Source organism: Flavobacterium album (assembly GCF_003096035.1).
In the GTDB taxonomy this organism is placed as follows: domain Bacteria; phylum Bacteroidota; class Bacteroidia; order Flavobacteriales; family Flavobacteriaceae; genus Flavobacterium; species Flavobacterium album.
Map to the genome: position 1 here is coordinate 3,076,920 of NZ_CP029186.1, position 19,662 is coordinate 3,096,581.

General features: G+C 43.5%; 21 protein-coding genes. 11 read left to right on the plus strand and 10 right to left on the minus strand.

What is annotated here, in order from left to right:
- Window positions 1-65: 65 nt before the first annotated feature.
- The 7 genes from HYN59_RS13970 to HYN59_RS14000 form a co-directional block, all read right to left on the minus strand.
- The gene (locus HYN59_RS13970; protein ID WP_219928781.1) at window positions 66-881 is read right to left on the minus strand and encodes a phosphate ABC transporter ATP-binding protein; all 816 of its coding nucleotides are present in this window, start codon (window positions 879-881) and stop codon (window positions 66-68) included.
- Window positions 878-1,732, minus strand: a complete 855-nt coding sequence (locus tag HYN59_RS13975; RefSeq protein WP_108778869.1) for a PstA family ABC transporter permease — start codon at window positions 1,730-1,732, stop codon at window positions 878-880. Before HYN59_RS13975 ends, HYN59_RS13970 begins: the two co-directional genes overlap by 4 nt.
- A gap of 3 nt (window positions 1,733-1,735) precedes the next feature.
- Window positions 1,736-2,632: a phosphate ABC transporter permease subunit PstC gene (gene pstC / locus HYN59_RS13980; RefSeq protein ID WP_219928782.1), complete on the minus strand. Its 897-nt coding sequence runs from the start codon at window positions 2,630-2,632 to the stop codon at window positions 1,736-1,738.
- A 4-nt stretch (window positions 2,633-2,636) separates the two neighbouring features.
- Entirely contained in the window at window positions 2,637-3,593 is a 957-nt protein-coding gene (locus tag HYN59_RS13985) for a PstS family phosphate ABC transporter substrate-binding protein (protein WP_108778872.1), read from the minus strand.
- A 24-nt stretch (window positions 3,594-3,617) separates the two neighbouring features.
- The gene (locus HYN59_RS13990; RefSeq protein WP_108779747.1) at window positions 3,618-5,093 is read right to left on the minus strand and encodes an alginate export family protein; all 1,476 of its coding nucleotides are present in this window, start codon (window positions 5,091-5,093) and stop codon (window positions 3,618-3,620) included.
- A gap of 307 nt (window positions 5,094-5,400) precedes the next feature.
- A complete protein-coding gene (locus tag HYN59_RS13995; protein ID WP_108778873.1) occupies window positions 5,401-5,814 on the minus strand; it encodes an RrF2 family transcriptional regulator in 414 nt (137 codons plus the stop codon).
- Between the two features lie 72 nt (window positions 5,815-5,886).
- Window positions 5,887-7,314: a hypothetical protein gene (locus HYN59_RS14000; RefSeq protein WP_108778875.1), complete on the minus strand. Its 1,428-nt coding sequence runs from the start codon at window positions 7,312-7,314 to the stop codon at window positions 5,887-5,889.
- A 390-nt stretch (window positions 7,315-7,704) separates the two neighbouring features.
- Here HYN59_RS14000 and uvrB point away from each other — a divergent pair, with 390 nt between their 5' ends.
- From uvrB to HYN59_RS14040, 8 genes are all read left to right on the plus strand, one after another.
- Window positions 7,705-9,690, plus strand: a complete 1,986-nt coding sequence (gene uvrB / locus HYN59_RS14005; protein WP_108778876.1) for an excinuclease ABC subunit UvrB — start codon at window positions 7,705-7,707, stop codon at window positions 9,688-9,690.
- Between the two features lie 35 nt (window positions 9,691-9,725).
- A complete protein-coding gene (locus HYN59_RS14010) occupies window positions 9,726-10,457 on the plus strand; it encodes a DUF2625 domain-containing protein (protein ID WP_245895577.1) in 732 nt (243 codons plus the stop codon).
- Between the two features lie 198 nt (window positions 10,458-10,655).
- A complete protein-coding gene (locus HYN59_RS14015; protein ID WP_146185944.1) occupies window positions 10,656-11,084 on the plus strand; it encodes a hypothetical protein in 429 nt (142 codons plus the stop codon).
- An 83-nt stretch (window positions 11,085-11,167) separates the two neighbouring features.
- The gene (locus tag HYN59_RS14020; RefSeq protein ID WP_108779749.1) at window positions 11,168-11,548 is read left to right on the plus strand and encodes a VOC family protein; all 381 of its coding nucleotides are present in this window, start codon (window positions 11,168-11,170) and stop codon (window positions 11,546-11,548) included.
- A gap of 171 nt (window positions 11,549-11,719) precedes the next feature.
- Window positions 11,720-13,126 (plus strand): FAD/NAD(P)-binding protein, encoded by a 1,407-nt coding sequence (locus HYN59_RS14025; protein ID WP_108778879.1) that lies wholly within the window; start codon window positions 11,720-11,722, stop codon window positions 13,124-13,126.
- An 85-nt stretch (window positions 13,127-13,211) separates the two neighbouring features.
- Complete coding sequence (locus tag HYN59_RS14030; protein WP_108778880.1) at window positions 13,212-13,793, plus strand: hypothetical protein; 582 nt, start codon at window positions 13,212-13,214, stop codon at window positions 13,791-13,793.
- Window positions 13,793-14,539 (plus strand): alpha/beta hydrolase, encoded by a 747-nt coding sequence (locus tag HYN59_RS14035; RefSeq protein WP_108778881.1) that lies wholly within the window; start codon window positions 13,793-13,795, stop codon window positions 14,537-14,539. The genes HYN59_RS14030 and HYN59_RS14035 overlap by 1 nt, the downstream gene beginning before the upstream one ends.
- Before the next feature lie 79 nt (window positions 14,540-14,618).
- Window positions 14,619-15,122 (plus strand): hypothetical protein, encoded by a 504-nt coding sequence (locus HYN59_RS14040; RefSeq protein ID WP_108778882.1) that lies wholly within the window; start codon window positions 14,619-14,621, stop codon window positions 15,120-15,122.
- A 50-nt stretch (window positions 15,123-15,172) separates the two neighbouring features.
- Here HYN59_RS14040 and HYN59_RS14045 read toward each other — a convergent pair whose 3' ends face one another.
- Window positions 15,173-15,574 carry an excinuclease ABC subunit B gene (locus HYN59_RS14045; protein ID WP_108778883.1) on the minus strand — a complete coding sequence of 134 codons (402 nt, stop codon included), beginning with the start codon at window positions 15,572-15,574 and terminating at the stop codon, window positions 15,173-15,175.
- 55 nt (window positions 15,575-15,629) lie between these two features.
- Between HYN59_RS14045 and HYN59_RS14050 the strand changes: the two genes are divergently transcribed.
- The 3 genes from HYN59_RS14050 to HYN59_RS14060 all read left to right on the plus strand — a co-directional run bounded on the left by HYN59_RS14050 (window position 15,630) and on the right by HYN59_RS14060 (window position 17,841).
- On the plus strand, window positions 15,630-16,424 hold the full coding sequence (locus HYN59_RS14050; RefSeq protein WP_108778884.1) for an alpha/beta hydrolase: 795 nt from the start codon (window positions 15,630-15,632) through the stop codon (window positions 16,422-16,424).
- A 97-nt stretch (window positions 16,425-16,521) separates the two neighbouring features.
- Window positions 16,522-16,956 (plus strand): DUF1456 family protein, encoded by a 435-nt coding sequence (locus HYN59_RS14055; protein WP_108779750.1) that lies wholly within the window; start codon window positions 16,522-16,524, stop codon window positions 16,954-16,956.
- 63 nt (window positions 16,957-17,019) lie between these two features.
- Entirely contained in the window at window positions 17,020-17,841 is an 822-nt protein-coding gene (locus tag HYN59_RS14060; protein ID WP_108778885.1) for an alpha/beta hydrolase, read from the plus strand.
- Window positions 17,842-17,843: 2 nt separating this feature from the next.
- On the opposite strand, the gene HYN59_RS14065 is transcribed toward HYN59_RS14060, so the two are convergent.
- Both HYN59_RS14065 and sucC read right to left on the minus strand, forming a co-directional pair.
- A complete protein-coding gene (locus HYN59_RS14065) occupies window positions 17,844-18,065 on the minus strand; it encodes a hypothetical protein (protein WP_108778886.1) in 222 nt (73 codons plus the stop codon).
- Window positions 18,066-18,137: 72 nt separating this feature from the next.
- Window positions 18,138-19,331: an ADP-forming succinate--CoA ligase subunit beta gene (gene sucC, locus HYN59_RS14070; protein WP_108778887.1), complete on the minus strand. Its 1,194-nt coding sequence runs from the start codon at window positions 19,329-19,331 to the stop codon at window positions 18,138-18,140.
- Window positions 19,332-19,662: the final 331 nt, after the last annotated feature.

Consider the following 19,662-nt stretch of genomic DNA (forward strand, 5'->3'; position numbering starts at 1 on the left):
AACAAAAAAGGACGCTTTGAAAACTCAAAACGTCCCTTAAGAAAAATGTTTCAGTAAGTATTTAATTAATGTCCTGAGAGCAGGTATTCTTTAAAAGTGTCTGTTTTAGGGTCTTCGAATATTACTTCGGGGCGGCCTTTTTCCACGATCTCGCCAAGGTACATGAAGGCTACGTAGTCGGCCAGCCTTTTCGCCTGTCTTAGCGTATGCGTAACCAAGACAATAGAGAATTCTTTACTTAGTTCTTTGAACTGTTCCTCTATCTTACGGCTTGAAATTGGGTCGAGTGCAGAGGTAGGCTCATCCGCAAGGATAACCCTCGGCTGTATCGCAAGTCCGCGTGCCAGGCAAAGGCGCTGCTGCTGCCCTATAGAAAGCCCGCTGGCCGGTTTTTTAAGCCTTTCTTTCACTTCGCCCCACAGTGCTACTTTTTCAAGATAGTACTCTATGCGGCCATCCTGCTCGCTTTTATCCTTAATACCTTTCAGCTTTAGGGCATAGCGGATGTTATCGGCAATGGTTCCCGGCAGCGGGTGCGGCCTTTGCGAAAGCAGCCCCATTTTCTGGCGCAGGTCGTATACATCTATTTTTTTATCGAGTATGTTCTCGCCTTCAAACAACACTTCGCCTTCGGTACGGATATCCGGGTATAGGTCGGTTAGCCTGTTGAAGGTCTTCAAAAGCGTGGTCTTACCACAGCCCGAAGGGCCAAGCAGGGCCGTTATACCCTTGTCGCGGATGTTCAGCTCCACATCTTTCAGGGTTTGCTGCTTGCCGTGCCAAAGGTTCAGGTGGTTTACGTATATAAGGTTATGAAGCCCTTTGGCTTCGTCTTTCTTTATTATTTCCTGGTCAATAGGAAGCGTTTTATCATCCATCATCGTATTCTGTTTTTTGAAAGTTTATTGCTGATCATCCTTGAGGCAACGCTTATTACAAGTATGATCATTATCAGTACAGCTGCTGCTGCATAAGCACGTGCTTTTACTTCGGGTATCGGCGAGCTAAGCTGGAAGAAAACGGCCAGTGGTAATGTTGCGGCAGGCTCGTTAAGGCTTTCGGGTATATAGTCTGTATAGCCTGCAGTAAAGAGAACTGAGGCGGTATCGCCTATTCCTTTTCCAAGTGCCAACAGGAAAGCCGTTGTTACACCGGGCATGGACTGCTTCAGTAGAAAACGGAACCCGGTCTCCCCTTTAAAATAGCCCAATGACAGCGCCGACTCGTAAAGCCCTTTCGAAACATATTGTATCGATTCGTCCATAGAGCGAATCATTACAGGGCTTATGAGCAATGCAACGGTTATGATAGCCGCAAGCAGGGAGCTTTGCCAGCCGAAAAGCAGCATCAGGTTAAAGCCGAAAGCTCCATACACAATAGCGGGCACACCCAAAAGCACATCGAGCCATAAACGGATCTTTTTCTGCCATTTGGGGTGCGAAAAAAGGTAGGTGTGGATAAACAACGTTGCCGGTATGCTGATAAGCAATGCCAGCAGCGAAGCCCCTAAAGCAAGGTATAGTGAGCCGATAATGGCATTCAGTATGCCGCCTTCTTTTCCGAAATAGTATCCACCTTTAGGGACTTCGGTAAGCATCTGCCAGTTGAGTGCCGGGATGCCTTTGGCAAAAATGCCAAAAATAATACTGAAAAGCACTATAACAATGGTTAGCGTAAACAGGAACAGTATCGCTTTTACAATTTTTTCTTCTAAATGTTTTTTCTTACTCATGGCTTAACTGCTTTTTAGGTGATAATGCCCGATTACCTTGTGTGCAAAGTAATTGAACAGGATTACGATGATCAATAGGATAAGTGCAGAAAGCATCAGTGCCGAATCGTATTTTGGTATCGACATCATTTCGCCATAGTTATTTGCCAATAATGCCGGCAAAGGGTAACCCGCATCGAATACGCTCTTGGGTATCTGGACAATGTTCCCTACTACCATCAGCACTGCAATGGTTTCGCCAAAGGCCTTACTGACCCCGAGCGTAAACGAGGCAATGATGCCGTGCTTTATCTTTTTGATGATAATATCCCTGATTGTCTGCCATTTGCTGGCTCCCATTGAAAGGCCTATCTCCATCAACTCCATAGAAACCGCTTCGAACAATTCGATGAGCATATTGAGCACAAAAGGTATGGTAGCCACTGCAATAACCACGCCTGCCGCAAAAACAGAATAGCCGGTGGCATTTTCTGCACCGGCTCCTGTTGCCCATTCTGATATAAGAGGGACTATGGTTATGATACCCCACAGCCCGAAAATGACCGATGGTATACCTGCTAAAATGTCGATTACCGTTCGTAACATCCGCTTTACCCATAGTGGTGCGAACTGCGTAATATAGATCGCTGCGGCAAGGCAGACGGGAATCATCAGCACCAGCCCAGTAAGGGTAATGATAATGGAATTGACGATAAACGGCCACAAACCGAACTTACCCTGCATGGGCATCCAGTCCGACCCGAAAAGGACATCACCAAACAATCCCGGCGCAGAAACTATTGGCCAGGATTTGTATAGCAGTGATGCTCCGATGGCAAACGGCAATATGATTATGATGAGCAATGCAAAGAGCATCCATGATCTCCGGAAATACTCCGCTATATATCTTCTTTTTGGCATTTAGCTATAATTTTTTTATCTGCTTCTCGATGTTGTCTTTTTCAAGCAGTATGTAACCGTTACTTACTACAAAATTTTGCCCTTTTGTAAGTACCCAGTTAAGGAATGCCTTAACAGCAGGCGATGCAGGCTTGCCTTTGGTAACCAGGAAAAGCTCACGTGCCGGTGGAGAAGGGTACCTTCCGTCAGCAATAGCTTTAGTGATGTCGCCAAGTGATTCGTAGAAATTTTCTTCCGCATCGATCTTGCCGTTACCGTTAACATCGATAGGCAGTACCTCAAGACCCAGGTATTTTTTGCCGCTGTTAATGTCATAAGCATAAATTACATTGTTGTAGCCAATACCGTTCTTGTCTTTCTTAACAGCATCAGCAAGGCCCGGATCTCCAAAAACAGCAATGCCCTTAAGCTCTTCCTGGGCTTTTCCGCCAAGGTATTTTGCCCATGTTTCCGCAGCTCCGGCGGCATCGGAGCGGGTATATACATTTACTTTTTCTGTAGATTTTTTCCAGTTCTGCTTGCCGTCCTTGAGGAATATAGCAGCCAGCTCATCGCGGGTAAGGCCTTCTGCTTTTAATTGTGCCAATAATGGATTGCTTGCAGAAATAGTAGGTATCACGGCATCTTTGGTAACTGCAAAGCCATAAGCGCCCTGGTCGGTCTCTATTTTACTGATCTCTTTTGAATACATGGCGATATCTGCTGCACCATTCAGCATGTCGGTCATACCTTTACCGGCACCACCACCGGATATATTGAATTTCACATCCGGGTATTCTTTACGGAATTCCTCAGCCCATACATTTGCCAGCGGGTAAAGCGCGAACGCACCCGACATTGTAATTGTACCTTCTATCTTTGCAGTTCCGTCAGCATTTTTCTCTGCTTCTTTTTTTCCGCAGGAATTTAATAAGCCAACCAGCATAACAGCTGATAAGGCGATAGTAATTGTTTTTTTCATTTTGTCTGAATTTAAGGAGGATTATTATTTTTTATTTTTCTTAATGAATATGTCGAGTGCATTAAACGTCAGCTCGATGTAGGCAAAATTTGACGCCCCTGCGTGTTCTCCATTCGCTGCATCCTGCCTGTTCTGCACAAATTCTCCGGTTGAGAAGTACATATAACCAATGTTGGCATCCATGAATTTAAGCGGCTTGAATTGCAATCTGGAATCGAAACCGTGGCCCAGGAACTTACCGCTCTGGCCTGTTGTGTCACGGTTCCCTGTGCCTGCAAGCAGGTTGTTGAAACGGTCTTTTGAACTTTGCAGCCAGTAGAAGCTGTAGCCCATATCTATTTTATAGCCTTTAACAGGCTCAAATTCTACTTTCAGTTTGGGGGTCACTACGTTTTCAGGTATGATATAATCATCGCCTGACCACGGCCTCGCGAATCCGTAGAAACGCTCGAACCTGTTCGTTTTTTTATCATTAGGGTCTTTATCTCCAGTTACATAGCCAAAGAACATGCTAACCCTCGGCTTCCATGAATGCTGGAACCTGTACCCCACTTCGGCTGTTATCATGTAAGCGTCCTGTCTTTTTCCCTGATCGTCACCAAACTGGTAGGTACCGGTAAAGTCGTAGTTCCACGCCTTGTTCACGAATCCGTAAAGCCGTACTCCCGGTGAATGAATCTGGCGGTACCCTATCCTCCTGTCCTGCCTGAGGCCCATGTAATAAGGCTCGATGGTTATTACATCCGACCATTTTCTCCAGTGGCCAATAGCGGCGCCAAACTGCCTGTCATTATCTGCGTGATCCCGGTCGTCAATTACCCTTACTATGGGGCGGAGTGCAAGAAGGTCGAGCTGCCAGTCATTCTTATCCTGCCCTAAAGCGGCCCTGAAACCAAGGAAGTTATTGGTAGTATTCCTCCATAAATTCTGTCCAATAAGCCTCCTGTCCAGGAATTCGAAAGCCTGGCGGCCGTACCTAATCATGAATGGGCGGTTGTTACCCAGTGCGTCGGTGCCGAGCGCTTTTTTGAAGTAAAGCTCGGCAAAGCCCTGTATCATTTCCCGTTTGTTAACGTCGCGGTTATCAAGCGGGTATTTACCGTTCGACCTGTCGCTGTCCTGCATCTCCAGCACGAGCCTGAGCGGGTCGATAATATTTTTAATGCCTATATATAATTTCCCTTTGTAGAGGATAGGATAATCAGTGCTGTGGCTGTCCGGCCTCCTGATATCGTTGTTCCTGTATTCGCCCCTAAACCTGTAGTCAAAGCCTGCATCCAGCCATGTAAGCTTTTCGGCAATACCCGACTGGCCAATGTTCCTTACATAGCCTGGTGGGTCGGTTTCCCTTTTGGTCCCGTAAGTACCCGCTTCAACGTAATAGGATGTCCTGGCAGGCTCCTCTTTTGCCGGTGCTGTAACAGTCTCGGTTTTTACACTATCGGTGGCTGTTACTTTAACAGGCTCCTGCGCAAAGGCACTGCCGGCTGTAAATAACATAACTGAGCTAAAAAGGATAAATGGATTCTTGCGTAGACGTAAGTTCAATACAAATTCTACCAATTTGATAGAATTAGTCGAAAAATATTCACTTTTAATTGCTGTTTCGTAATTTTTACCCATGCTTTATGTTAAATTTCGGCTAAAATAGTAATTCTACTAATATGATGGAATTTATTTTTTAACATTTTCAAGAAAAAATTATTTATGCTTATTAACTAGCTATTAATCAGTGAATTAAAATAAATAGCTAACAGGAAGCATAGCGTGAAACATTGAAGATTAAAACATTACGCCAAAGAAAAGATCAGGGCTCTAAAAACGAAGCTATGCTGGTTTCCTTCATAACCAGTCGGGTCTGTTCCTTAATTTTCATGAACTCCCTCCGCATGGTACAGGTCACTTCGTCATTACAATCGGCACATTGTTGGTAATAATCGAAAGCAACACAAGGAACAAGCGCGATGGCACCGTCAAAAAGCCTGTGGATATCGGCTACAGATATAGTTGCTGGCGGCTTACTGATAAAATACCCGCCGCCATAGCCTGTCTGGCTGCCAACATAGCCGGCACGCTTAAGGACAAGCAATATCTGTTCGAGGAATTTTTTAGGGATATTTTCATCGGCTGCGATATCTGCCGTAAATACGTTGCCTTTTCCCTGCTTTTTGGCAAGGTATATCAGCGCCTTGAGGGCATATTTACATTTTTTCGACATCATGGGATGCAAATATAGGGAAAAAAGACTATTTTTTCCCTATATTTTTAGCAGCATAATAACAGATAAACCGGGCTATTGGTGAAGGTTTTTATCTAACAATTGTTTCATAGACTCTTTTGAAATTTCATCCGGCTTTAATGTAACTGATAATTTATCACTTACAACGGCATCCTCCATAGCGAACCACGGCGTTTCTTTATAAGCACCTACGGCAATAATAGTTACCGGCTCACCTATCGGCAGGTGTATATTTCCCATTACGGCAATACATTTTTTGTCCATATAGCAAGGGATGCATACTTTCCTTTTTTTGAAGACCAGATAGCTAATTGCAACGTCGCTTTTTTGTTTATCCGATATATTGATCTCTACAATTACATCCTTTGCCTTAGGATCATTATAGAATTTGTCACAATTTGCCCATCCCATTTTATCAATAGAAAATATATAACTCTCTGCAATGCTAATTTTTTGCTTTTCCAATTCTTGTTTTTTCCGCCTGATTCGTTCCTTTTCTTCCATTTCTTTCTTTTGTTTCTCAATACGTTCAATAGCTTTTTCATATTCTGCCATTGCTTTTTTAAAATCCTGCCCTTCAAATACCGGTATTACTTCATAACTAAGCGTCGGCTTTCCTTCAGCGGTGAGTGTAAGCGTATAGGTACCTTCTGTTTTGGCCTTCGCAAGGGCAACATGTTCCCACTGAGTGCCATCTACAGGTTTTTTATAGTTTTGGGGATCGGTAAGTTTCCATTTTACATTTTTGAAATAGCTGAACTCTGGGAAATATTCAGGGTGTGGGAATACAAGGTTGATAGTCACACCATCTGATTTTTTATATTCTACCGGTTTTAGCGGCGCGATCGGAGCGAGTATGTCGTAATTATTATTATCAAGTTGATCATCATTTACTATTAGTTCCTTCTGCCGGGCCACCATTACTTCATTGGGAGCTATTATGTTTTTTGGATCGACCCAATTGATAGTACCATCTTTACTCTCTTCCCCTGAGAATATCTGCATGCCGGGCACTTTCTTTTTAGCAGGCATTGTTATCTCTATTTTTTTTGAATCGGCAAGAAATAGTGGTTTCCCTCCCGAAGTAGCATTCACATATACCATACCGCCGCTTTCGAGTATCTTATCGCCTGACATCGTTGCCAGACCGCCCAGGACAATATCTGCCATGTTCAGGGCTTCCTTTAGCTGCACCGTTACTTTGCCCTTTACGGGTTTGCCGTCAGCATCTACGAACGCGTTGGCCGGGATGTCGAGCTTTGTGCCATTCTTTCCCTTAACTGTGGCTTTTCCTGATGCCTCTATGGTGAACTCCTGGAGCGAAAGGTTATCCGTATTGAAGAAGCTACGTGGCGAAGCCTGTGCAATCAGCGGGGTTTCGGTGGCGGGTTTTTCGACTGCAGCCGGGGCTTTTACTTCTGTCTCTTTTTTACAGGCGATGAATGATAGTGCGGCAAGGCAAAGGAGGGATAGGTTTTTCATAATGGGTTGGTTTATAAAATGGCAACGGAAAAGGACTACAAAAAATTGCGTACGTAGTAACAACGATAACTGAAAATAAATACAGCTTCTCCCTTAGCCCTGATTGAAGCGGTATCCTCCCGGCGCAGCAAGGGAGATATAGCGGAAAGCAGGAACAGGGATGGCAAATATTCCAAAGCCATTCGCTCATGAAAATTCATAAATGAAGGTTTTTGAACGAAATAAATCATTTAATATTGTAGAGGCGTTGCACCGCAACGTCTCCCGTAAATTTATAAATGCTGAGACGTTGCGGTGCAACGCCTCTACACCGGAATTGACAAAACTGCGGGTGAAAACTGCAACTGCGACTGCCCACTATTTTGTATATTTGTAAAAAAGCCAAAAGAAATGAAATTCAATGTAGTATCTGACTATAAGCCTACCGGGGACCAGCCTGAAGCAATACGGCAGCTGACCGCAGGCATTAATGAAGGAGAGAAATTCCAGACCCTGCTTGGGGTAACAGGTTCGGGTAAGACCTTTACCATGGCCAATGTGATACAAAATGTGGAAAAACCCACATTGGTACTGGCGCACAACAAGACACTGGCGGCACAGCTGTACAGTGAGTTTAAGCAATTCTTCCCCAACAATGCAGTGGAGTACTTTGTATCCTATTACGACTACTACCAGCCCGAAGCCTACATACCCGTGACAGGGCTTTATATAGAAAAAGACCTTTCGATAAATGAGGAGCTCGAGAAGATGCGTCTTAGTACTACCTCCTCCCTACTCTCCGGCCGCCGCGATATTATCGTGGTCGCGTCGGTGTCCTGCCTCTACGGTATCGGTAACCCGGTAGAGTTCCAGAAAAATGTGGTGTCGATAAAACGCGGCGAAATGATATCGCGTACCAAGCTGCTGCACCGCCTCGTACAAAGCCTGTATGCGCGTACCGAAGCCGACTTTACACCCGGGACTTTCCGCATCAAGGGTGATACTGTGGAAGTATTCCCGAGCTATGGTGACGAACCGTTCCGTATCCATTTTTTTGGCGATGAGATAGAGGATATAGAAGCGTTTGACAAAGCAACTTCTAAAGTTATTGAGAAATACGACCGCCTGAACATTTACCCGGCCAACATGTTCGTTACCAGCCCCGATGTGCTGCAGGGCGCCATTTGGGAAATACAGCAGGACCTCGTAAAGCAAGTGGATTACTTTAAGGAAATAGGCAAGCACCTAGAAGCAAAAAGGCTTGAGGAGCGTACTAACTTTGACCTCGAGATGATACGCGAACTGGGGTATTGCTCGGGTATTGAGAACTATTCACGCTACCTTGACCGCAGGCTACCCGGCACACGCCCCTTCTGCCTGCTGGATTATTTTCCGAAAGACTTCCTGATGGTGATCGATGAAAGCCACGTGACTGTAAGCCAGGTGCATGCGATGTACGGCGGTGACCGTTCGCGCAAGGAAAACCTTGTGGAATTCGGTTTCCGGCTACCGGCCGCGATGGATAACCGCCCGCTGAAATTCGAGGAATTTGAAGCCATGCAGAACCAGGTAGTGTACGTGAGCGCGACCCCTGCTGATTATGAATTACAGAAAAGTGGCGGTGTGTATGTAGAGCAGGTCATACGCCCAACCGGATTGCTTGACCCTATTATCGAGATACGCCCAAGCCTGAACCAGATAGACGACCTTATTGAAGAGATCCAACAGCGCGTGGAGCTTGACGAGCGTGTGCTTGTTACGACACTGACCAAGCGTATGGCCGAAGAGCTCGCCAAATACCTGACGAAGGTCTCCATTCGTTGCCGCTACATCCATAGCGAAGTGGATACGCTGGAACGTGTGGAGATAATGACCGACCTCCGTAAAGGGTTGTTCGATGTGCTCATCGGGGTAAATCTGCTGCGTGAGGGCTTGGACTTACCAGAGGTATCACTGGTAGCCATACTGGATGCCGATAAAGAAGGTTTCCTGCGCTCTAACCGGTCATTAATACAGACCGTAGGCCGCGCGGCGCGTAACGTGAATGGTAAAGCCATCATGTATGCCGACAAGATAACCGACAGTATGCAGCGCACCATTGACGAGACCAACTACCGCCGCGAAAAGCAGCATAACTACAATATTGCCAACGGCATTGTACCGCAGGCGCTGAACAAGAAGATCGAGAAGTCGGTTCTTGGCAAAAGCAATGCCTACAAGCTGGAAGAAGCCCCTAAGATCGCCGCCGAACCTGATACTACGTACATGACGAAGATCGACATTGAGAAGATCATCCGTGAGAAGCGCAAGTCGATGGAAAAGGCTGCGAAAGAGCTGGACTTTTTACAGGCTGCGAAATTGAGGGATGAGATAAAGGTGTTGCAGGAGAGGGTTTAGGATTGATTAATTTATTATTTTATGATTTGATAAATATGAAAATATTTCAAGTAATATTATTTCTAATTTCACTTAAATTATCAGCGCAAAATATGAAGCCTGTAGAACAGCTTATTAACACCGCAGAACCTGGATGGGTATTGGTAAATGAGTGGATCGGTGAAGCGAAAAATAAAATTGAAGTTCTGCCTGCGAATACCGAAAAAGCTAAAGAAGCACTCTATAGCCTACAAATTACTACGCGCTCGCCAATGGGTGCGATTGTTTATAGTTCAGGCGGTATTTTAATTGATAATGGATGGATTAGGATTCTTGGTTCAGGAAGTGAGAAACTGAATCGATCTCTTCCTGAATGGAATAAAGGAAAAGCTTTTGATGAATTTGGAAAATCCGGAAGATTTATGTTGATTGCTGATGATGCAGTGGGAGGCTTTTTTATTTTAAATGGCGGAGGTTTAGGAACTGATATTGGGAAGATATATTATCTTGCCCCTGACAGCCTTGAATATGAACCCTTAGACATGACATATACAGAATTTTTAATTTTCTGTTTCAATAATGACTTGAATGAGTTTTACAATGGGTTTCGTTGGAATAATTGGAAAGATGAAGTTTCTAGTCTTGATGGAGATAAGGTTTTATCATTCTATCCCTACCTTTGGACAAAAGAGGGAAAAGACATAAATATAAACTCAAGAAAAGCAGTATCAATCGAAGAGCATTATTTTCTTACTCTTGATTTTAGAAAGCAATTAGGGTTAGATTAGTTTATTCATGTTATCAGAACGAGTAGATAACTTTTCTCAGCTATTTTGTCAATAAATTAATTTACAAGCCATTAACCCAAAATGGACGATATCGAATCAAAACTACATAAAATTATAGTAACAGCCATTAACAACATACCGGTCAGCCGGATGGGAGAGTTTTTCCATAAATGTTTGTGCTTTAAACAAAATGCTTACATGAAAAAACTAGTCACTGCTCTTCTTCTCATGCTACCCTTCCTCGCTTCGGCGAATGTCCTTACCGATACCATAACCAACTGGCAGGTTTATAAAGATGGTAAGCTCGTTTTTAAAAGCAATGATGGCAATAAGAAAATTTATACCGTGAGCCTGAATAAAGAGGATAAATTCAAGACACTTGAATTGCATATAGGAAGCGATATAGGTACAAACGAAACCAAAAGGAAGCTATTGTTTTGGCAGGGCGATAAGCTTATTTACACTTCCGTTAAGGCTGTCAAACCCCACGTAAGCACAACTTTAGTCCTCACTAAAGAAGAACTGCTGCGCGCTGTAGGCCCCGACATTGACAAAACCTTTACCGTAACCTACGTGGAAGGCTCCGGCAATGATGGCAGGGTTGTTTTTCAACTGGTAGTGCATTAGCTCCGGTCATACAGCAAACCCACGATATTGCATCGCCTAAAATTAAAACACAAAATAACCTACTTATATTAAACCTGATGGCTATGAACACACTTGCATATTTTGAGATCCAGGCTACTGACGTGCAGAAAGCTAAAGCCTTTTATGAAGCTGTTTTTGGATGGAATTTTGTAAAAGAAGAATTTTTCCCAATAGAATATTACCGCATAGAAACAGAAAATATGTTTGGCGGATTGCTGCAGCGCCCTGCAGATGTCCCACCCATGGGTTATGGTACCAATGCTTTTACCTGCTCTATGATGGTGGAAACCTTTGATTACACTGCCGAAAAGATACTTAGCAACGGCGGACGTGTAGCCATGGCAAAGTTTTCAGTGCCGGGAAGGTGCTGGCAGGGCTACTTTTTGGATACTGATAATAATACATTCGGCATTTTTGAGGTTAACGAAAACGCCGGAAAGTGATCGCAGTACAGTTTAAATATTGCTTTTCACTTTCTTAAAACTCTATTAAATCCATAGAGAAATAATCGTAAACACCTCTCATACAGCATATATTTTTTTCATTTTTCAATAATTATGACAAAATATTACTATTATTGCAAAAACTACTGACATCACTTAAAGAGCGGTATTATGAAAAAAATCGGCATCATAGGAGGAGGCTTTACAGGTACAATGACGGCAGTGCACCTTATTGAAAGATCGGCTGCATGCGAGATCACAATATTCAATGAAGCTGCGACTTTTACGCGTGGAACGGCCTACACTCCATATTCCGATAAGCACCTGCTTAACGTGATTACGTCGAAAATGAGCGCCTATCCCGGAAATCCCGATCATTTCCTGGACTGGGTAATGGAACGCCCCGACTTTAAGGACCTGGACAGGAAGCTTATTGCCAATGCCTTCATGCCGCGTGCAATATATGGTAAATACCTAACCGAAGTTTGGGATAGTGCCCTTGAGAATGCCGACGGCAAATGTATTGTTAACGTTGTAGACCAACAGGTTACCGACCTTGATGTGAATAACAGCTTTATCACTCTTAAACTGGATAATGGTGACAGCATGATGTTTGATTACTGCGTGATCGCTTCAGGAAATAACGCTCCCCGCAATCCGCGAATCAAAAGCCCCGGATTTTACAACAGCCCAAATTACTTCCAGAATCCGTGGAAAGAAGAATCGGTCCTCAACCTTACTCAAAAACCGGTACTTATAGTTGGTAATGGCCTTACTATGGTAGATACCGTGATCAGCCTCACCGAACAAGGGTTTAAAGGGGAGATCCACTCGATATCGCCAAACGGATTCAATATACTGCCACACAGGCATATCGGCATGAAATACAGTAAGCTCGCCGAAGAAATAAAAGAAGGCATGACGCTTTTGGAAATCGTGAGCCTTGCCAACAAACACATTAAGATCGCCCGTGAATATGGCGTGAGCGCCGAACCGGTTATCGATTCGTTCAGGCCGTATACCCAAAAGATATGGCACAATTTCTCTGACAGGGAAAAAACCACTTTCATGTCGCGCCTGAGGCATTTATGGGGAACGGCGCGCCACAGGATACCGATGCACTCTTACGAAAAACTACAAAAGCTCCAGGCTGAAGGCAGGCTGCACATACATTCAGGCAACCTTATAGATATTAACGAGAATTCAAACGGTATCGAAGTAGAATACCGTGACAGAAATGACGGTGTTACCAAAATGATGACTGTCGGAAGGATAATCAATTGTACAGGGCCTGAAAGTGACTTTTCAAAGCTGGAAAGCGGTTTGCTTAAAAACTGCGTAGACAACAATATCCTGAAACAGGATGCCCTGAAGCTCGGTATTGTTACCGATATTCATACATATGGTATTATTGGGCCTGACGGAAATGCGTACCAAAACCTGTTCACTATTGGAGGCAACCTGAGGGGTGAGCTATGGGAAACTACAGCAGTGCATGACCTTAGGGAGCAGGCCGAAAAGCTGTCACAAAGCTTGGCTTCAAAGATCATGGCGGAGAGCGCTGAACTAATATCTTAATATAAGCCAAGGGTTAAAAATAACCTAAAACGCCTGAACATTTATTTATATTGGGTTATTTTCATGGAATAGAATCAAATATATCATGAAAATAAAGGCTATATGTATGGTTATGTTGTTTTCCCTGCTTTCCTGCAAGGAAAATAAAACAGAGGATGAAAACCCGAAAAAGAATACGATAACTGCCCCGGTAGGTCAACCTGAATCTGACACAATTCCTGTAGATGACAACATCCCGGTTGAAGATCCAATCAATGATATAAAGAAAGAGTTCTCAAGGATAAATGCGGCAGCGTTAACCAAAAAGCACTATACTTACCAGTGCGATGAGCTTATGGCAATCGACTATTATTACGAAGGTGATACTGTCGTAAAAGCAGTGGTAGATTATGGTACTGTAGGCGACCATTACCAGAAATCGGAGTTTTATTATAAAGATGGTAAGCTGTTCTTCTTTTACGATTTTACCGAGGGCGGCCCTGCCTGCGAAGGCTGCCAAATGAAACTGGAACAACGTTATTATGTAAAGGATGACCTCGTAATAAAGTACATCAAAAACAAAAAGGAAGAAAAATGCACGACCTGCAATTTCTCCCAACGCTCAATTCCTTACCGTGCGCTAAAAGCTGCGAAAACACTCGACTTTAAAACTGCATTCTGCTCATAATGAAAAAACACGCAAAAGGTACGGTTACCGAATTTACCATTGAGGCCCCACAGTTAGGGCGCGAGAAGACAATTTGGGTATACCTGCCCTACAATTATAATGAAAGCGAAGATCGTTTCCCGGTTATCTATATGCATGACGGGCAGAACGTATTTGACCACGCCGAATCCCAGAAGCGGGAATGGCATGTAGAAGAGAAGCTTAACGACCTGCATTCGGAGGCCATTATTATTGGCATTGAACATGGCGGGAGTACGCACCGCATTGACGAAATGACGCCTTACAAGAATGAAAAATACGGCGGCGGCCATGCGGATGATTATCTTGCTTTCATTACAGATACGCTAAAGCCTTACGTTGATATGCATTACCGTACTTTGCCTGATAAAGAAACTACCACCATATTCGGAAGCTCAGTAGGAGGCCTGATCTCGTTTTATGCATTGCTGAAATTCCCGGATATGTTTGGCAATGCCGGGGTCTTCTCCCCTTCATTCTGGTTTAGTGAAGAAATATTCAAACTGATAGAAACGGTTGGGCTAATCGAAGGCCGTATCTATCTAATGGCGGGTGATCATGAGAGCACTGCTATGGTGCCCGACCTTGAGCATATGGAACAATTGCTTCTTGAGCGGGTTAATCATAAAGAGCAGGTATATAAGAAGATAGTACACGGCGGGCACCATAATGAGAAGCTGTGGCGAAAAGAATTTAAGGAGGCATATTTATGGCTTATTAATAAATAGTGTATAGAAATTCAATATCTGACTATTTACCAAGGATATATTTCTTTTCTTTGCAGGAATTAACCCCGGATAAATCATTATGAAATTTTCACATCTTCTTATTTTTATTACATTAAATACCACTGCATTATTTGCACAAAAACAAGGCATCCCTTCAGTTTTTTTTCTTGATAGCCTTGAAATAACGATGGATGATTTCAGAAAGATCAATCCTCTGACACTAACTCTGACATCAGTATATTATGATTCTACTGCTGTTGAACTTGTAGGAGAAAGAGGGCGCAGAGGTGTAGTATACCTGGAAACCAAGCAATTTGCAAAAAAAAGATATTGGAATTTCTTTAGATCAAAGTCAAAAGAATATAGAAAACTATTTCCGACAAAAGATAGCGATATGAATGCCGTTTATATCCTGAATGATACTGTACAAACAGGAGACGACTTCCATGGTGATCTTGCTCTTATTGACAATGAAACATTCATATCTATCAAGATCATTGATAAGAAAAGTTTAAAGAAAAAATATTCTATCACAGATAAAGATTATGGTATCGTTATAGAAGCTACAGAGCCAAAAGAATAAATATACCTTTTATTCTCAGAAGACTTTTTTACAACTTATATGTCCCATATCTAATTCTGCTGCGCCCTGAATAAGGCCAGCAGCATATCGGGATCAATAAGGCCGGTAGGCGACCGCTGCATTTCATTCAGCACACCTTTCATGGCGAAAGGGCTAAGCCCCATGTTAATGCCCATTTCACGGATAGCAACCTGCTCGTTATCATGCAATACACCATCAGCATGCATCAGCAATGCCAGCCTGTAAAACTGTAGAATCCTCTGATGCTCGCTTTTGATGACCACTTTTTCAGCAGGATGTTCGAAAAGGCTTTCAAAAACAGGTTTTTCAATTTTAAGCTGTGCTGCTACAATAGAGAGAAAAGCGAGTTCCCTTTCATGTATTTCACCATCGATCTTTGCAAAGGAGATCATTTCGGTCAACAAGCTTAATTTTTCTTCATACGTGTTCATTGAATTACTATTTTTAGCTAATTTATTCTTTTGACCGTAAAAAAACAAACGAATTATGAAACGGTACCTATTTTTATTGTTCGCGTTAATTTCAATTACTGCGAAAGCACAAAGCACCGCATCGGGAAATGTTTGTACTTTCACAATCCATTCGCCACAGCTTGATGTGGAGAAGAAGATATGGGTTTACCTGCCTGCAACTTACCAAAGTGACATCAAAAAGAAATATCCCGTAATCTATATGCATGATGCCCAGAACCTTTTTGACAGGGCTACATCATTTACGGGTGAATGGCGTGTTGACGAGACCCTCGACAGCCTTAAAGCCGAAGTGATCGTGGTAGGTATAGAGCATGGCGGCAACAGACGGATGGCGGAGCTTACTCCCTACCCTAATGCCAAATACGGCGGGGGTGATGCTAACATATATCTCGACTTTATCACCGAAACACTTAAGCCACATATTGACGAAAACTACCGCACCAAAACCGACAGGAAAGATACCGCTATAGCCGGGAGCTCGCTGGGCGGCCTTGTATCCTATTACGCCTTGCTGAAATATCCGGAAACGTTCGCGAAGGCGATTGTGTTCTCCCCGGCATTTTGGTTTTCGAAAGAAATTTATACGCTTACGGAAGAAACTGCTAAAATCGATGGCAGAATATATTTCCTTGCCGGGGACAGCGAAGATGAAAATATGGTACCCGACCTTGAAAAAATGGTAAAGCTGGTTGAAGGAAAAATAAAGAACAAAAAGCACCTTGTACAAAAAGTAGTACCGGGCGGCAAACATAATGAGGAACTTTGGGCCCGGGAATTTCCTGCTGCCTTTCTATGGATAATGGAATAGACCTGAATTGGTTCATTTGGCTATTTGTAACGAATAACCAAATCCACGAATCCACAAACCAACTATAAACACTATCTTTGTTAAAAATTTAATGGAGATGAATAACAACGATGTATTCAAAAAGCTTCGTGTAGCCCTTCAGCTAAGGGACGACCAGATAGTAGACATATTGCAGCTTGTGGATTTCAGGATTTCTAAGGCCGAGCTTGGCGCTTTCTTCCGCAATGCAGACCATCCTAACTATATGGAGTGTGGCGACCAGGTGTTGCGTAATTTCCTGAACGGGCTGGTTATCCATTTGAGGGGAACAAAAGAAAACCCCACAAATGCCATGGATGTCATTGAAAAGAATAAGGCAGCTGTCAAACAAAACGCTGGAAAAGCAGGTCAGGAAAATAAAGCCCCGGCATTAAAAGAAAAACCAAAACGGCCGCCGCTAAAAGGCCCGAAGCAGCATAATAATAACAAAACAAAAAAAGAGCCTATTGTTGAAAAAGTAAAATTCAACAATGGTAAAAATAAAAAATCCTGATGTGTTCAGGATTTTTTTATGGTCGCCCGTAGAGATTCTTTATCTTTGGGTAAACGTCATCCAATGAAAAATTACTTCACTCTTTTACTTATCATCATTTCGGTATTTTGTTCCTTCGCCCAAAAAACCGAATATACCACCCAAAGCAACATCCGCTATTATCCCGAAAGCATTTATAAAAACGATGCGTATGCCGCAGAGCGCTGCGTACTGGATATTTACTACCCGAAAGGCGTAAAGGATTTTGCCACAATACTTTGGTTTCATGGCGGCGGGCTTACCGAGGGTAGCAAATACATACCCGAGGCACTGAAGGACAAAGGCTATTGTATAGTAGCCATAGGTTACAGGCTAAGCCCCAATGTAAAGGCAAAATCCTGCATTGAAGATGCAGCGGCGGCCATTGCGTGGGTGTACAAAAATATCGCGACTTATGGAGGAGATCCTTCACACTTATTCGTATCAGGGCATTCTGCAGGCGGGTATCTGGCCATGATGACAGTGCTGGACAAATCCTACCTTTCAAAATATAATATGGATGCCGATAAGATCGCCGGGCTGATACCGTTTAGCGGGCAGTGCATTACTCATTTTACCATTCGCAAAGAAAAAGGCATTCCGGAGAAACAACCCGTGGTTGATGAATTTGCTCCTTTATACCATGTTCGCTCGGATGCACCGCCTACATTGCTTATTACAGGAGACCGCGAGCTGGAAATGCTGGGCCGCTATGAAGAGAATGCTTACATGGCACGGATGATGAAGATTGCCGGGCATAAAGATATCCGCCTGCTGGAACTCCAGGGCTACGGGCACAACATGGAAGCGCCTGCTTTCCCGTTGCTGCTGAAGGAAGTAAAAAGGATTATGGATTTGAAGAAATAATCTTATCTGTACAGGATATAAATAGCCGTTGCAAGATTGAAAAGGCCTATCACAATATTAGTGATGCCGAATGACCTGTAGGTCTTATTAAGCAGGCTTTTTTTATTATTTATCCTTCTCCACCTGATGGCATGCCAGGTGGCCAGTGTTCCAAGTGCCACAAAACCGGCAGCTGAAATATACAGGTAAGGTAAGTCTAATTCGCTTAAATTACTGGCTTCCATAGCGGAAAGTTTTTAAGGAAAAAATCCCCAACTAAAGCCGGGGATTTTTTATATAACTTGTAAATTGTTTTCTTAGCTAAGAGCAGCTTTTACCTGGTCTGCAGCTTCCTGGAAGAGTGTTGCAGAAAGGATTGGCATACCGGAGTTGTCGATAAGCTCTTTTGCAATATCGGCATTGGTACCCTGAAGGCGAACGATGATAGGCACTTTGATTGAATCACCCATATTTTTATAGGCATCAACTACACCCTGGGCAACACGGTCGCAACGAACGATACCGCCAAAGATGTTGATTAGGATCGCTTTTACGTTCGGGTCGCGAAGGATGATACGGAAAGCCGTCTCTACCCTTTTAGCATCCGCAGTACCACCCACGTCAAGGAAGTTGGCCGGCTCAAATCCTGCATATTTAATAAGGTCCATAGTTGCCATAGCAAGCCCCGCACCGTTTACCATACAGCCTACGGTACCGTCAAGGTCAACGTAGTTAAGGCCTACTTCTTTTGCCTCAACCTCGATAGGGTTCTCCTCGCGGATATCGCGCATGTCGGCATATTTTTTCTGGCGGTAAAGGGCATTGTCATCAAGCACCACTTTAGCATCTACAGCCATGATCTTATTATCAGATGTCTTAAGCACCGGGTTGATCTCAAACATGGAAGCATCGCTATCGATGTACGCTTTGTAAAGCGAGGCAACGAATTGCGTCATTTCCTTGAAAGCGTTGCCGCTAAGACCAAGGTTAAACGCGATCCTCCTTGCCTGGAAAGCCTGAAGGCCAACAGCAGGATCAATTTCTTCGGTGAAGATAAGGTGCGGCGTGTGCTCGGCAACTTCCTCGATATCCATACCTCCTTCGGTAGAATACATGATCATGTTGCGCGCTTTGCCCCTGTTCAAAAGAACAGACATATAGAATTCTGAAGTTTCACTTTCTCCGGGATAGTACACATCTTCAGCAATAAGCACTTTATGTACCCTCTTGCCCGTAGGAGGCGTTTGCGGGGTTATAAGGTTCATGCCGATGATCTGTTCTGCAAGCTCTTCAACCTGCTGAAGGTTTTTAGCCAGCTTTACGCCACCGCCTTTACCGCGGCCACCTGCATGTATCTGTGCTTTAACAACATGCCATCCTGTTCCGGTCTCGGCAGTAAGCTGTTTTGCAGCAGCTACAGCCTCGGCAGGATTATTGGCTACAATACCGCGCTGAACACGTACGCCGTGGCTTGCAAGTATTTCTTTTCCCTGATATTCGTGTAAATTCATAATTAATGCATTTATCTTTTTAAAAGTGCAACAAAAATAGGAAAATCCATCCAATCGCAGAAAGGTTTTTAAATTTTTTATTACGGCGCCTATGTTAGATTTTTCCACGCAGATTTTTTCTGCGGAAGCTATGGGCAGTTCATAATTTGAAGGATTTAACTTAGGGTTTCAGTTATGTTGCCTGTTATGTAATGCGTGCCGGTGTCAACTGAATTTTGGTTTTAACACGCAACCTTTTAATATCCTTACGTCTTATTTATAAAGACGGAATTAAAAATAATTGCTATGAAAAATCTTGTATGCCTTTTAGCTGCTGTATTCGCCTTATTCT

Bases quoted from the DNA above. Each gene is read 5' to 3' on its own strand.
- HYN59_RS14045 (WP_108778883.1), bottom strand. From the start codon at position 15,574: ATGAACACGTATGAAGAAAAATTAAGCTTGTTGACCGAAATGATCTCC.
- HYN59_RS13970 (WP_219928781.1), bottom strand. From the start codon at position 881: ATGATGGATGATAAAACGCTTCCTATTGACCAGGAAATAATAAAGAAA.
- HYN59_RS14050 (WP_108778884.1), top strand. From the start codon at position 15,630: ATGAAACGGTACCTATTTTTATTGTTCGCGTTAATTTCAATTACTGCG.
- HYN59_RS14015 (WP_146185944.1), top strand. From the start codon at position 10,656: ATGAAAAAACTAGTCACTGCTCTTCTTCTCATGCTACCCTTCCTCGCT.
- uvrB (WP_108778876.1), top strand. From the start codon at position 7,705: ATGAAATTCAATGTAGTATCTGACTATAAGCCTACCGGGGACCAGCCT.
- HYN59_RS14020 (WP_108779749.1), top strand. From the start codon at position 11,168: ATGAACACACTTGCATATTTTGAGATCCAGGCTACTGACGTGCAGAAA.
- HYN59_RS14000 (WP_108778875.1), bottom strand. From the start codon at position 7,314: ATGAAAAACCTATCCCTCCTTTGCCTTGCCGCACTATCATTCATCGCC.
- HYN59_RS13995 (WP_108778873.1), bottom strand. From the start codon at position 5,814: ATGATGTCGAAAAAATGTAAATATGCCCTCAAGGCGCTGATATACCTT.
- HYN59_RS14040 (WP_108778882.1), top strand. From the start codon at position 14,619: ATGAAATTTTCACATCTTCTTATTTTTATTACATTAAATACCACTGCA.
- HYN59_RS14035 (WP_108778881.1), top strand. From the start codon at position 13,793: ATGAAAAAACACGCAAAAGGTACGGTTACCGAATTTACCATTGAGGCC.
- sucC (WP_108778887.1), bottom strand. From the start codon at position 19,331: ATGAATTTACACGAATATCAGGGAAAAGAAATACTTGCAAGCCACGGC.
- HYN59_RS13985 (WP_108778872.1), bottom strand. From the start codon at position 3,593: ATGAAAAAAACAATTACTATCGCCTTATCAGCTGTTATGCTGGTTGGC.
- HYN59_RS14055 (WP_108779750.1), top strand. From the start codon at position 16,522: ATGAATAACAACGATGTATTCAAAAAGCTTCGTGTAGCCCTTCAGCTA.
- HYN59_RS13990 (WP_108779747.1), bottom strand. From the start codon at position 5,093: ATGTTATTTACAGCCGGCAGTGCCTTTGCGCAGGAGCCTGTTAAAGTA.
- HYN59_RS14025 (WP_108778879.1), top strand. From the start codon at position 11,720: ATGAAAAAAATCGGCATCATAGGAGGAGGCTTTACAGGTACAATGACG.
- pstC (WP_219928782.1), bottom strand. From the start codon at position 2,632: ATGCCAAAAAGAAGATATATAGCGGAGTATTTCCGGAGATCATGGATG.
- HYN59_RS14010 (WP_245895577.1), top strand. From the start codon at position 9,726: ATGAAAATATTTCAAGTAATATTATTTCTAATTTCACTTAAATTATCA.
- HYN59_RS13975 (WP_108778869.1), bottom strand. From the start codon at position 1,732: ATGAGTAAGAAAAAACATTTAGAAGAAAAAATTGTAAAAGCGATACTG.
- HYN59_RS14060 (WP_108778885.1), top strand. From the start codon at position 17,020: ATGAAAAATTACTTCACTCTTTTACTTATCATCATTTCGGTATTTTGT.
- HYN59_RS14065 (WP_108778886.1), bottom strand. From the start codon at position 18,065: ATGGAAGCCAGTAATTTAAGCGAATTAGACTTACCTTACCTGTATATT.
- HYN59_RS14030 (WP_108778880.1), top strand. From the start codon at position 13,212: ATGAAAATAAAGGCTATATGTATGGTTATGTTGTTTTCCCTGCTTTCC.